Origin of the sequence: Streptomyces sp. NPDC002698, assembly GCF_042888945.1 — a bacterium.
Classification (GTDB): domain Bacteria; phylum Actinomycetota; class Actinomycetes; order Streptomycetales; family Streptomycetaceae; genus Streptomyces.
Genome location: NZ_JBIAQM010000018.1, coordinates 94,748 through 107,649, shown reverse-complemented (window position 1 = coordinate 107,649; position 12,902 = coordinate 94,748). Strand labels below are relative to the sequence as shown.

Sequence of the window (12,902 nt, the reverse complement as noted above, 5' to 3'; positions counted from 1 at the left end):
TGCGACGCGTGATCCCACGAGATGGACTGGGCCGTCGGAACGGCATTCGGTGAATCGCCGGGCAGCCACGGGCCGGACACACTCGGCATGCCGCGGTGCAGTGATAGGAACGCTCTGAGACCTGTCGACCGACGCGACCGGACGGCTTCCGACGCTGAGGAGACGATGAGTATGTCGGCCACCCCCGTCGGGCCGCCGGCCGCGACACCGCCGGATCCGTTCGCCCTGGTCCGAACCCGCAAGTACGCGGTCCTGCTCATCATGACGGCCCTACTCGGCATCCCGATCTCCGCGGCGGCCTTTGGGTTCCTCGCACTCGTCTCCGAACTGCAGTCGCTGACCTACACCGACCTGCCCCGCGGCCTGGGCTTCGACGGAACGCCGTCGTGGTGGCCGATCCCGCTGCTCGCCGTGGCCGGACTGCTGGTGGCGCTGGCGATCCGGTATCTGCCGGGCGAGGGCGGACACAAGCCGGCGGAGGGTCTGGTCACGAGGGGAGCGCCGTCGGCGGTGGAACTGCCCGGCATCGCACTCGCCGCGGTGGCCTCGCTGGCGGCCGGGGCCGTGATCGGGCCCGAGGCACCGCTCATCGCGCTGGGCGGCGGCCTGGCGGTGTTCGCCGTACGGTCCGTGAAACGCGACATCCAGCCGAGCGCGAGCGCTGTGCTGGGGGCCGCGGGAAGTTTCGCGGCCGTGAGCACGCTGCTCGGCTCGCCGCTGCTCGGGGCGTTCCTCCTGATGGAGGCGGCCGGCCTCGGTGGCGCGATGATGGGGGTCGTCCTGGCGCCGGGCCTGCTCGCGGCCGGGGTCGGCGCGCTGATCTTCACCGGTCTGGATTCGTGGACGGGTCTGGGGACCTACTCACTGGTCCTCGGCCATGTGCCGCATGCAAGCCGCCCCGACGTCGCCGGTTTCGGCTGGGCCCTCGTCATCGGTGTCGCCTCGGCCCTCCTCGGCGCGGGGATCCGCCGATCCGCGCTCCTCCTGCAGGCCCAGGTCGAACGGCGGCGGGTGGTGGTCACGGTACTGACCGGCGCGCTCGTGGGGGTGGCCGCGCTGGTGTACGCCGAAGGGACGGGCAACGACGCGTCAGAGGTGCTGTACTCCGGCCAGGACGCGCTGAGCCCGCTGCTGGCCGGCCAGGCCGGCTACACGGTCGGCACCCTGGTGGTCTTGCTGGTCTGCAAGGCCGTCGCCTACAGCCTCTCTCTCAGCAGCTTCCGCGGCGGGCCCGTCTTTCCGTCGATGTTCCTGGGAGCGGCCGGCGGACTCGCCATGGCCCATCTGCCCGGACTGGACGTGACGTCCGGCTTCGCGATGGGTGTCGGAGCGATGTGCGTGGCGATGCTGAAGCTGCCCATGACCGCGGTCCTGCTGGCCACCCTGCTGCTGGGAACGCAGGGCCTCACCGTGATGCCGCTCGTGATCGTCGCGGTCGTGGTCTCCTACGTGCTCTCGCTGCGACTCGATCCTGCACCCACGCCGCCGACCTCCGAGCCGGCGTCCCCCTGAGCCCGGACGTCACGCCGGGACCTCGCTGCCGGCCCAGGCGACGGACGGCACGCCACTCGAATTCCCGAAGGTCTCGAAGGGCCGTGCCGGAGAGCCTGACGTGCTCCACGGCTTGCAGTGCCGTACCGGTGGGGCAAGAACCTCAGGCTGCCGAATCCTCTGGGGCGGGCCAGGATGGTGCCGACCGCTGGACTGCCCGGATCGAGGAACGTGCCATGGCGATTCACCCCAAAGCAGCTTCGCAGGCCACTGCGGCTGCCAACCGGGCCGCGCTTGAGAGTCTGGCCTTCGACGACGTACGCGACTTCGAGGACGTCCGGCGCGGGTTCATCGCGGAACTTCCGGACAACGGGGTGATCCGGGATGCGGCCGGCGACCTGGTGTGGGACCTGGCGTGGTTCTCGTTCGTCGAGGCGGGCGAGCCGGCCCCGGACTCGGTGCACCCCAGCCTGTGGCGGCAGTCCCAGCTGATCACCGAAGCCGGCCTCTACGAGGTGTCGGACCGGATCTACCAGGTCCGCAACCACGACCTCGCGAACGTGACGATCATCGAAGGCGACGGCGGACTGATCGTCGTGGACACCGGCTCCAAGGCCGAGTGCGCCAAGGTCGCGATGGACCTCTACTACGCGCACCGGCCCGAGAAGCTGCCGGTGGTCGCGGTGATCTACACGCACACCCACATCGACCACTACGGCGGCATCACCGGGATCGTCACCCCTGAGGAGGTCGCCTCCGGCAAGGTCGCGATCCTCGCGCCCGGTGCGCACTTCGAGAAGTACGCGCTCGGTGAGAACGTGATCTGTGGCAACGTCATGTCGCGCCGGGCCGCGCACGCGTTCGGTACCCTGCTGCCGCACGGGCCGCTCGGCTTCGTCACCGACGGCGGCGGCCTGGCACTGCCGCCGACCGGCACGTTCGCCTACCTCCCGCCCACCGACACCATCACCACCACCGGCGAGAAGCGGACCCTGGCCGGGCTGGAATTCGTCTTTCAGATGGCCCCGGACACCGAGGCCCCCGAGGAGTTCCACTTCTACATCCCCGAGCTGAAGGCGCTGACCTGCGCGGAGAACGCCAACCACTCCCTGCACAACATCCAGACCCTTCGCGGCGCCCGCACCCGCGACGCCGCGAACTTCGCCGCCTGCCTGGACGAGGCGATGGAGCTGTTCCCCGACGCCGAGATCCACTACGGCCCGCACACCTGGCCCGTCTGGGGAAGGGACAACGTCCGGGACTTCCTCGGCTCCCAGCGTGACGCCTACAAGTACCTCCACGACCAGGCCCTGCGCCTCGCCAACCACGGGCTGACCCCGACCGAGATCGCCGAACAGCTCGACCTGCCGCCGGCACTCGGCCGAGCCTGGTGGAACCGCGGCTACCACGGCACCGTGAACCACAACCTCAAGGCCGTCTACGCCAAGGAACTCGGCTGGTACGACGGCAACCCGATGCACCTGCACCCCCTGCCGCCGGCCGAGAGCGCCCGGCGTTACGTCGAGGCCATCGGCGGTACCGAGAGGGTCGTCGAGCTGGCCCGCGAGGCCTTCGAGGCGGGCGACTACCGCTGGGTGGTGGAGCTGGCCGGGCAGGCCGTGTTCGCCGACCCAGGCAACCACATCGCCCGCAGGATCCAGGCCGACGCCTACGAGCAGCTCGGCTACCAGTCCGAAGGCCCGCAGTGGCGCAACCTCTACCTCACCGCGGCGCAGGAACTGCGCGACGGCGTTCCCACCACCGGCGTCCAGAGCACCGGCAGCATCGAGACGGTCATGGCGATGCCGCTCGACCTGTTCCTCGACTTCATCGCGGTGCGCCTGAACGGGCCGAAGGCGGCCGACACCGCCCTGGCCGTCAACCTCGACCTCACCGACGGCGACCAGCCCGGCCCGCACAGCCTCCAGCTCGCCCACGGCGTCCTGCACCACCGCCCCCGCCACACCGACAACGCGGACCTGACACTGCGCCTGGGCAAGGCACAGCTCGCCGGCGCCCTGCTCAGGCCGGATGCCCTCGCGGCGGCCGTCGAAGCCGGCCAGATCACGGCGGACGGCGACCTCGCCGCTTTCGCGACCCTGACCGGCCTGCTCGACGACTTCTCGCCCTACTTCGCCCTCACCAACTCCAACGCCTGACCGAGCGGCCACCGCACGGGTCGAGCGTCCGTGCGCGCAGCCGTGTGTGGCCAGCGACCCCGGACGGTTCGCGCAGGTGCGCGTGCACTCGATTTCCTGACGGGTCTGTTGACTTCGCCCACGGTTCGGAGCGTCCGTCTCAACGCCATAGCGTGGTGGCGGATCCTTGAGGGCGGTGCGCCGCCTGGACCACGCACCAGGTCACGGGGCGACGGGGCCTGCGCAGCGGAAGCCGATGTTGCCCGTGGAGGAGTCGGGAGTGTTGGCCATGCGGGCGCTGACGCGGTATCGGCGGCAGTAGGAGGCGTGGCAGAGGTAGGAGCCGCCGCGCAGGGCGCGAGCGGTGCCGGTGGGCGGCCCGGTCGGATCGGTGCGGGGCGCGGTGGCATGCCACGTGGGGTGGAACCAGTCGGCGGTCCACTCCCAGACGTTGCCGGTCATGTTGTAGAGGCCGTAGCCGTTGGGTTCGAAGGCGTCGACGGCGCAGGTGCCCAGGTAGCCGTCCTCGCGGGTGTTGTGGTGGGGAAAGGTGCCGTTCCAGACGTTCATACGGTGCCGGCCGCCGGGTGTCCGTTCGTCACCCCAGGGGAAGGGCATCTGCTCCAAGCCGCCGCGCGCGCCGTACTCCCACTGGGCTTCGCTGGGCAGTCGGCGCCCGGCCCAGGCGCAGTAGGCGTCGGCGTCGTTCCACGAGACGTGGACCACCGGGTGGTTCGCACGACCGCTCAGGTCGGAGTGGGGGCCTTCCGGGTGCCGCCAGTCGGCGCCGAACACCTCACGCCACCACGGGGCGGCCGCGACGCCACGGGTAGGCGGGAAGTCGTCGGGCAGCAGCCCGCCGAACACGAACGAGGCCCGGTGGCGTTCGGCGTCGGTGACGTGACCGGTGGCCTCGACGAAGGCCGCGAACCGCGCGTTGCTGACACAGTGCCGGTCGAGGGTGAAGGGGCTGACCCGGACTTCGCGGACCGGGCCTTCGCCGTCCTCCGGATAGGCGAGGACATCGGCGCTGCCCATGGCGAACGCGCCACCTTCCAACCGGACAGCGGCCGCTGACATGGTGCCGATCGGCGGCTCCTGACGGGCGGGTCGGGAGGCTTCGATCGTCCGAGCGGGGCGGCCGGGGGCGCAGCAATCAGACGGTTCGCTCGTCATCCTGGATCGAGGCTCCCTCGCACGGCCATCCGTCGGCGTGGTGGAGCGACGCGGGGACACGCTCCGACGCCCGGGGCAGGTCCCGGGCGTCATGCGCACATTGTCCACCGACGACCTCCGGCACCAGGGAGGACGACGGCTCGGCGTGGCGGCGGTCGGCGGTCGACCACGTGTCTCTGGAGACTGATCCGTCGACGGCCGGCACGGCGCGAGGGCGCTGGGCCGTGGCCGTCGGAGGACAGGCGGCGTGTCCTGTGGGGGCTCTGATCCGTCGACCGTCGGTTCGACGCCCGGGGGGCGTGGGCCTGTGGTGGTGCGAGGGCTGGTGCGGGGCGGCGCAAGGTAGTCCGGGCAGCCGAACCCGACGCGGGTCGGCTCTGCGCGTCGCCTTGCTGCGGACCGCGCGGGGGCGCACCGTGGAGGACGTCACCGTGCCCGTGTGAGTGTCCGTCACCGAGGGCCTGCGACACCCCGCACGGGCGACGACCTAGTGGGGGCCCGCACCCTGATACCGGGCCGTCGCGACCCGGCCGGACGGACGGCGTTCCGATGCCGTGACGCGGGTACGTCCCCACCACTTCGCGAAGAAGGGCCTCCGATGGCCGATGCGCAGCGCCAGATCCTTCCCGTCCCCGACCTGCCGCGGCCCGGCACGGTCACGTACGACGCGAAGGACCCCGACACGGCCTTCCCGCCCATCGAGCTGCTGCTGCCCCCGGAGGGCGCGCCCAACGTCCTGGTGATCATGCTGGACGACGTCGGTTTCGGTGCGCCCAGTGCCTTCGGCGGACCCTGCGAGACACCGGTCTTCGAGCGGCTGGCCGCCGGCGGCCTGCGGTTCACCCGCTTCCACACCACGGCACTGTGTTCGCCGACCCGACAGGCCCTGCTGACGGGACGCAATCACCACTCGGTCGGCATGGGCGGCATCACCGAGATGGCCACCTCCGCACCCGGGTACAGCTCCGTCCGGCCCAACACCAAGGCGCCGATCGCGGAGATCCTGCGCCTCAACGGCTATTCGACAGCCCAGTTCGGCAAGTGCCACGAGGTGCCGGTCTGGCAGACGGGCCCGGCCGGGCCGTTCGACGCGTGGCCCTCCGGCGGTGGTGGTTTCGAGCACTTCTACGGCTTCATCGGTGGTGAGACCAACCAGTACAGCCCGTCCCTGTACGCGGGCACGACTCCGGTGGAGCCCGAGAAGACCCCGGAGGAGGGATACCACCTCACCGAGGACCTCACCGACCGGGCCATCGCCTGGGTGCGCCAGCAGAAGACCCTGATGTCCGACAGGCCGTTCTTCTGCTACTTCGCGCCAGGGGCGACCCACGCTCCGCACCACGTGCCCAAGGAGTGGGCCGACCGTTATCGCGGCCGCTTCGACCAGGGCTGGGACGCCGTCCGCGAGGAGACCCTGGCCCGGCAGAAGGAGCTCGGTGTCGTCCCGCAGGACGCGGAACTGACGGTGCGGCACGAGGAGATCCCCGCCTGGGACGAGGTCGAGCCCGAGCTGAGGCCGGTTCTGGCCCGGCAGATGGAGGTCTACGCGGGCTTCCTCACCCACACCGACCACCACGTCGGCCGGCTGATCGACGCCTTGGAGGACCTCGGGGTCCTCGACGACACCCTGGTGTACGTCATCACCGGTGACAACGGCGCCTCCGGCGAGGGAGGCCTGCGCGGCAGCTTCAACGAAATGATCGTCATGAACGCCCTGGCCGACGTGGAGACACCGGAGTTCATGGCGGAGCGGATCGACAAGTTCGGCACGCCGGAGGCCTACAACCACTACGCCGTCGGCTGGGCCCACGCCATGGACACCCCCTACCAGTGGACCAAGCAGGTCGCCTCGCACTGGGGCGGCACACGCAACGGCACCATCGTGCACTGGCCGCGCGGCATCACCGCCCCCGGCGGGGAACGCCACCAGTTCACCCACGTGATCGACGTCGCCCCGACCGTCCTGGAGGCCGCAGGCATCCCGGAGCCCACCATGGTCAACGGCGTTCAGCAGTCGCTGATGGAAGGCACCTCGATGCTCTACGCCTTCAACGACGCCGACGCCACCGAACGGCACGACCACCAGTACTTCGAGATGCTCGGCAACCGCGGCATCTACCACCGGGGCTGGTCGGCGGTCACCAAGCACCGGACCCCGTGGATCGTCGGCGCGGGCCAGAACACCCCCTTCGACGACGACGTGTGGGAGCTCTACGACGGCTCCACCGACTGGACGCAGGCCCACGACCTGGCAGCCGAGATGCCGGACAAGCTCCGCCACCTGCAACGACTTTGGCTCATCGACGCCGCCCGGTACAACGTGCTCCCCATGGACGACCGGGTTCTCGAACGGATGAACTCCGACCTCGCCGGACGCCCCGAACTCGTCACCGGCCGCTCCCAGGTCCTGTACCAGGGCATGGGCCGTCTGAGTGAGAACAGTCTGATCAACGTAAAGAACAAGTCCTTCTCCATCACCGCACGGATCACCTGCGCCGACGACGCGGTCACCGGAGTCATCCTCTGCCAGGGCGGAAGCTTCGGGGGCTGGAGTCTCTACACCAAGCAGGGCCGCGCCAGGTTCGCCTACAACCTCTGCGCTCTGGACCTCACCGTGGTGGAGGCAGACCGGCCGGTTCCCACGGGCGACCACCAGGTCCGGATGGACTTCGTGTACGACGGCGGCGGTCTGGGCAAGGGCGGCAGGGTCACGCTGTCCTACGACGGTGAGCAGGTCGGGGAGGGAAGACTCGAACACACCCTCGCCTTCCTCTTCTCCGCCGATGAGACCGCCGACGTGGGCCAGGATCTCGGCACCGCCGTGGCGCCCGACTACGACAGCCCGAACGGTGCGTTCACCGGCGACATCCACTGGGTCCAGATCGACGCCGAACCCGGTGACCCCGGCCACCTCATCCAGCCCGAGGAACGGCTCCGGATCGCCATGGCACGCCAGTAGGGGCAGGACCTCTTCGTCGGTGGGGTGAAGCAGCGCTCCTGGCCGGTATCGGGCGGGAGCGCGGACACCCGGACCCCAAGCCCCAGGAGGCTCTCTCCCATGACCCCTCAGGCCCTCACGACCCCGTAGCCCCGGTAACCCGGTCAGCCCCGCTATCCCTGTCAGGCTCTGGCCTTCCCGCACTTCGCCTGCTGCTCGCCCGCCGCGCACGGCCGAAGGCGGTCGGCCCGACGCGGACCGCTTCGCCCGCGGAGGAAGCCGTCCCCGGCACCCCGGACGTCTGGCTGGCCTGCCTTCGCCTGGGAGGCTGACCCGGCCGCCCGCCGTGACGGGGGCGGGCCGGGCGCCGGCCCAGCCGCCGGGTCGCGGGGCGGGAACGGCGGTCGGTCAGGATCCGCGCCGTGCCTCGGCGAGCTCGAACACGCCGTAGCCGAATCCCCGGGCGCTCACCGTTCCGGCGTCGATCCCGACGCCGTCCGATTCCAGGGAGCGGAGGCCGGTGGCCCACGCGACGGCACAACTCGCCTGTTCTCGACGCGGGTTGACCACGACGAGGTACCGGCCGCCCCGCACGTACACGAACGGGTATCCGGCGTGCACCACCTCGACCGAGCCGGCCGGCCCCAGCTCCGGTGTGCCGGTGCGCAACGCGACCAGGCGGCGTACGATATGCAGGAGCGAGGTGTCGTCGGCCCGCTGGGCGGCGACCGTCGGGCGGTCCGGGGACGGGTCGAGAGGGAGGTACAGGCGGTCGGAAGGGGCCGTGGAGAAACCGGCGTCGGGGCCCTCGTCCCACTGCATCGGCGTACGGGAACCCGCGCGGTTGTAGCGCGGGCCCAGCACACTGCCCTCCTTCTCGGGCAGTCCCGGAACGTAGCGCATGCCGATCTCGTCGCCGTAGTAGATCGCCGGCAGGGTCGGCCAGGTGAGCTGGAAGACGAAGGCGACGGGCAGCTGACCGGCCGTGCGGGGGCCGCAGTTGAGACGGGAGAAGTCGTGGTTGGCGGTCGGCAGCGCGATGAATCCCTGCTCCCCGAGCGCGTCGGCCGCATCGTGCCAGGCCTCCACGAAGGGGCGCGGTGAGCCGCGGCCCTCGGCGTCGAAGAAGCAGTCGAGCGGGTCCCAGGCCTCGTTGACCGTTCCCTCGCCGTTGCTCCACAGCGAGCGCAGGGCGAGCCCGTCGGTGGGGCCGCCGAACTGGAGGAAGAAGTCCGCGTGGAATCCCGCCGGGACGGACACCTCGGGTTCGCCCCACTCCGAGAGCAGCACGGCCTCGGGGTGCGCGCCGTCCAGCCAGTGCCTCAACTCCGTCCAGACCGCGGCGGTCTCCCGCTTGTCCGGGTCGTCCTTCACGAGCGAGGCGGCCATGTCCACCCGGAAGCCGGCCAGTCCGAGGCCCAGCCAGTGGTCCATGACCGTGCGCAGCGCGGCGCGGTTGGCGCGCGGACCCGGTGCGTCGACCGGCAGGCGCCAGGGCTCGTCCGGACGGGCGCGCCCGTAGCCGAAGTTGAGGGCGGGCTGGAACGCGAAGAAGTTCGGCAGGTACGCCCCCGGGCGGGTCCCGGGGGAGGGGACGAACCCGTCCGGGAGGGGGCCCTCGGGCGCCCAGATGTACCGGTCGTCGGCCGTATCGTCCATCGAGGCCCGGAACCAGGGGTGCTGGTCGGAGGTGTGGCCCGCCACGAGGTCGAGCAGGACGCGGATGCCGCGGCGGCCCGCTTCGTCGACGAGGCGGGCGAGGTCGTCGTTCGTGCCGTAGCGGGGTGCGACGTGCAGGTAGTCGGCGACGTCGTACCCGGCGTCGCCGAACGGGGACACGAAACACGGGTTGAGCCAGACGGTGTTGACGCCCAGCCACGCGAGGTGGTCGAGGCGCTCGGTGATCCCGGCGAAGTCGCCGATGCCGTCACCGTCGGAGTCGGCGAACGACTGCGGATAGATCTGGTAGAAGACGGCGTCGGCCAGCCAGGCGGGGGCGGGGCGGAACGAGGTCATGCCGGTGACGATAGATCAGCCCACCGGGCGTCCGCTGCCCCATGGGCCGCCGTTCGGCCGCCGTTCGCCTCCCGGCCCGGACGTGGCGGTGCCCCGCCGCGGACACGGGGCCCCGCCCGGGACCGGGGGGCTCCGGCCGGGGGAGAGGGCCCTGCCCGGGAGGGGGGGGGTGCTCCGGCCGGGGAGGGCGTCGTGCGTGCCGGGCGGTCCGGCCGGCGATGCCGTCATGGGTGACGGCGGCGCCGATCCGAACCGCCCGCACCGCAACCGCAGCCGGCGGTCCACGCAGGCGCCCCCGCAGCCCTTAAGCTCGGCGAGATGTTCTCCCCGCAAGGTCCCACCCTCCGCGAACTGACCGTGCAGGCACTCTCGTCGATCGAACACGGTTACGACCTGCTCGCGCCCAAGTTCGACCGCACGCCTTTCCGGACCCCGGACGCGATCCTCGAAGCCGTGGGAAGCGCCCTCGCGCCGATGGGGCCGTTCACCGCGGGACTCGACCTCTGCTGCGGCACCGGCGCGGGCATGGAGGTCCTGCGGGAGCTGTGCCGGGACAGCGTCACCGGGGTCGACGTCAGCGCGGGCATGCTGGCGGTGGGGCGCTCGCGACTCGGGGTCACTGATCCACTGCCCCCGGCGACCGGGGATCGGCAGTCCCGGGCGACCGGGGATCGACCGTCCCCGGCAACTGGTGATCGGCCGTCCCCGGCGGGCGGGGGCCGGTCGCCGTCGGTCGCCTTCGTGCGCGCGGACGCCCGTGACCTGCCCTTCGGGCCCGCCTTCGACCTCGTCGTGAGCTTCGGCGCCTTCGGGCACTTTCTGCCACACGAGCTGCCCGGCCTGTTCGCAGGTGTCCACGGCGTCCTGCGCCCGGGCGGACGCTTCGCCTTCCCGGTCATGGCTCCGCCGCGGCCCATCTCGCCCTGGTACTGGGCCATGCTGGGCTTCGACACGGTGATGCGGGTGCGCAACGCCGTCCGGCGTCCGACCTTCGTCATGTACTACCGCACGTTCCGGCTGGGCGACGTGGAGCGGGAGCTGGCGCGGGCCGGATTCCGGACGGAGCTTCACGCGCTGGACGGGTTCGGCCGGCGACGGGACGGCAGCCCGCGGGCCCGGATGGTCGTGGCCACCCGTGAGGGCACCCCGGGAGCCGCCGCCGAAGTCGCGTGACGCTGTTACCCGCTCCGGGCGCTCACTTGGCCGCCGGCAGCGTGAACTCGTAGACCAGGGCGTCCTGTTGGGCGGCCACGGTCAGGTCGGTGATCTCCAGGGGGCGGTCGTACTGGTCGTGCACGCGCCGGGTGACCCGTACCGACTGCGGGAGCCTGGTGATGGCGTCCCGGTGGTGCAGGGTCAGACCCGCCTTGCGCATCCAGTCGTAGGCCCGTGACAACTGCGCCGAGGCGTGGCCGTTTGCGCGGTCTCGGTAGCGGGCGAGCTCCTCCACCTCCGTCACCGCGATGGCGGAGAACGATGTCACGGCCGAGCGCAGTCCGCTGCCGTCGGCCGCCGCGGACTCGTAGCGGTGGACCAACGTCGCCCGTAGCGGCGCGAGTCCGAGGGCCTCCGCGTGTTCCGGCGGTGGAGTCTCCCAGGTCACGGTGGTCCGCCGGCACCCGTCGGGTTCGCCGGTGTGCGCGCCGACGGGGAAGTCGAGGGACGGGACGTGCTCGGCGCCGGTGCCGGACAGGGTGGCGTGGCTGCCGCGCCGGTCGGTGGAGACCTGGCCGTCGCGCCGCAGCATGTGCAGCGCCTGCCGTACGGTCTCCCGGCTGACGCCGAAACGCGTAGCCAACTCGCGTTCTCCCGGCAGCCGTTCGCCGGGTGGAATGATCCCCTTGCGCAGCTCGCCGAGCAGTTGTGCGGCGATCCGCGCGTAGAGCGGTTCGTGGTCGGACGGATGGGTGGTGCGGGCCATGTCCGCGCCTCCTGCGTGGTGACAAAATGTAGCCGTGTGAGCTCGGTGCGCCACCACATCTAGCATTGGTCTAAACCACCAGGAAAGAGTGTCCGGGGACTTCGGCCTGTTTCCGCCCGCACCCCGGTCGGTCCGCACCGCGTTCGGAGCGCGCGGCCCCCGGTGCCGACGCGTGCCGCCGCCCTTGGGGCGAGGGCGATGCGCGGGCGCACGCGGGCTGCCGTACACCTCGGCGGGGCCCCGCTTCCGGGGCGCGGGCTCGCGGAATCCGCCGGATCAGTCGTGTCCGAAAGCCCGCGGCGACGCGTGCGCGAGCCACCGTTCCGCACGGTCGCCAGGAGCGGCTCGGGGTGCCGGTCGGCGACAGTTCCAGATCTTCAGGGGCGTGGGCGCTGTCGCCGCGGTCGCTCGGACGCCGCGGTGACGGGGGCGCGCTGTCGGTGGTCCGCCATAGTCTCCCCGTGGCAGGTCCGGATCGGGCGGGATGGGGGCGGCGTGAGTTTTGATCTTGCGGTGTGGTTCGAGTCCGAGCGGATCCCGGTCTCCGACGCCGCCGGCACGTACGAGCGGCTGTGCGACGGCGACCTCGCCGGGGCCGGGGTCGTCGCGAGCGAGGCCGTGGCCGCGTTCCACCGGGAGCTGACCGGGCGATTTCCCGAGCTCTCGGCCGCCGAGGACGACGGGCTGGGGGCGGAGGCGTCACCGTGGGCGGCGCGCTTCGACGTCTCCGCCGCGCATGTGATCATGCCCATGTCCTGGAGCCGGGCCGGCGGTACGGCGCCCGAGGTGGTTGCCCTCGCGGGCCGGCACGGACTCGTCTGCTTCGATCCGCAGGCCCGGGTGCTGCACCGCCCGCCCGCGCAGCGCGGGACGGACGTACTGAGCCTTCAGCCGTGCGTCGGGCTGAAGGTGGAGGACGCGGACCCCGACGTGATCGAACGTGCCGTGCACCGGCTGTCCGAGGACAACTGGTTCCTGATCCTGGAGGGGTGCGGCGGCCATTTCCTCCAGGTCGGTCACGGCCCGAACGCGGGCCTCCCCGCGGGCGGGTTCGCCGTCGAACGCCGGGACGGTTCGCCGGAACGCCATTACCGATGCGTGCTGAGCGAGAGGGGCCAGGTGGCCGCGCTCTTCGCCGACTACGCGTCGGGTGCGACCACGTGGAGCGTGGACGTGCGGTGGGACAGCCTCTTCTGACGCGATCACCCGACGGACGGCCCCG

Annotated in this window: 8 protein-coding genes; 5 read left to right on the top strand and 3 right to left on the bottom strand. The window is 71.5% G+C overall.

What is annotated here, in order from left to right; translation table 11 throughout:
• Positions 1 to 171 precede the first annotated feature (171 nt).
• Positions 172 to 1,512 carry a chloride channel protein gene (locus tag ACFYW9_RS24635; protein WP_389154196.1) on the top strand — a complete coding sequence of 447 codons (1,341 nt, stop codon included), beginning with the start codon at positions 172 to 174 and terminating at the stop codon, positions 1,510 to 1,512.
• Between the two features lie 215 nt (positions 1,513 to 1,727).
• A complete protein-coding gene (locus ACFYW9_RS24630; protein ID WP_389154192.1) occupies positions 1,728 to 3,650 on the top strand; it encodes an alkyl/aryl-sulfatase in 1,923 nt (640 codons plus the stop codon).
• 201 nt (positions 3,651 to 3,851) lie between these two features.
• Here the strand turns inward: ACFYW9_RS24630 and ACFYW9_RS24625 are convergent, their stop codons facing one another.
• Positions 3,852 to 4,805 carry a formylglycine-generating enzyme family protein gene (locus ACFYW9_RS24625; RefSeq protein ID WP_389154189.1) on the bottom strand — a complete coding sequence of 318 codons (954 nt, stop codon included), beginning with the start codon at positions 4,803 to 4,805 and terminating at the stop codon, positions 3,852 to 3,854.
• Between the two features lie 598 nt (positions 4,806 to 5,403).
• Here ACFYW9_RS24625 and ACFYW9_RS24620 point away from each other — a divergent pair.
• Positions 5,404 to 7,764, top strand: coding sequence for an arylsulfatase (locus ACFYW9_RS24620; RefSeq protein WP_389154186.1), 2,361 nt, complete (start codon positions 5,404 to 5,406; stop codon positions 7,762 to 7,764).
• A gap of 387 nt (positions 7,765 to 8,151) precedes the next feature.
• On the opposite strand, the gene ACFYW9_RS24615 is transcribed toward ACFYW9_RS24620, so the two are convergent.
• Positions 8,152 to 9,759: an alpha-amylase family glycosyl hydrolase gene (locus ACFYW9_RS24615; RefSeq protein WP_389154183.1), complete on the bottom strand. Its 1,608-nt coding sequence runs from the start codon at positions 9,757 to 9,759 to the stop codon at positions 8,152 to 8,154.
• 318 nt (positions 9,760 to 10,077) lie between these two features.
• Between ACFYW9_RS24615 and ACFYW9_RS24610 the strand changes: the two genes are divergently transcribed.
• Positions 10,078 to 10,932, top strand: a complete 855-nt coding sequence (locus ACFYW9_RS24610) for a methyltransferase domain-containing protein (RefSeq protein ID WP_389154180.1) — start codon at positions 10,078 to 10,080, stop codon at positions 10,930 to 10,932.
• 22 nt (positions 10,933 to 10,954) lie between these two features.
• Here the strand turns inward: ACFYW9_RS24610 and ACFYW9_RS24605 are convergent, their stop codons facing one another.
• Positions 10,955 to 11,680 carry a GntR family transcriptional regulator gene (locus ACFYW9_RS24605; protein WP_389154177.1) on the bottom strand — a complete coding sequence of 242 codons (726 nt, stop codon included), beginning with the start codon at positions 11,678 to 11,680 and terminating at the stop codon, positions 10,955 to 10,957.
• A 495-nt stretch (positions 11,681 to 12,175) separates the two neighbouring features.
• On the opposite strand from ACFYW9_RS24605, the gene ACFYW9_RS24600 reads away from it, so the two are divergent.
• Positions 12,176 to 12,877: a hypothetical protein gene (locus ACFYW9_RS24600; protein ID WP_389154174.1), complete on the top strand. Its 702-nt coding sequence runs from the start codon at positions 12,176 to 12,178 to the stop codon at positions 12,875 to 12,877.
• Positions 12,878 to 12,902 lie beyond the last annotated feature (25 nt).

Excerpts from the sequence above, each read along its gene's own strand:
- ACFYW9_RS24625 (WP_389154189.1), bottom strand. The coding sequence starts at position 4,805 with ATGACGAGCGAACCGTCTGATTGCTGCGCCCCCGGCCGCCCCGCTCGG.
- ACFYW9_RS24635 (WP_389154196.1), top strand. The coding sequence starts at position 172 with ATGTCGGCCACCCCCGTCGGGCCGCCGGCCGCGACACCGCCGGATCCG.
- ACFYW9_RS24630 (WP_389154192.1), top strand. The coding sequence starts at position 1,728 with ATGGCGATTCACCCCAAAGCAGCTTCGCAGGCCACTGCGGCTGCCAAC.
- ACFYW9_RS24610 (WP_389154180.1), top strand. The coding sequence starts at position 10,078 with ATGTTCTCCCCGCAAGGTCCCACCCTCCGCGAACTGACCGTGCAGGCA.
- ACFYW9_RS24615 (WP_389154183.1), bottom strand. The coding sequence starts at position 9,759 with ATGACCTCGTTCCGCCCCGCCCCCGCCTGGCTGGCCGACGCCGTCTTC.
- ACFYW9_RS24605 (WP_389154177.1), bottom strand. The coding sequence starts at position 11,680 with ATGGCCCGCACCACCCATCCGTCCGACCACGAACCGCTCTACGCGCGG.
- ACFYW9_RS24620 (WP_389154186.1), top strand. The coding sequence starts at position 5,404 with ATGGCCGATGCGCAGCGCCAGATCCTTCCCGTCCCCGACCTGCCGCGG.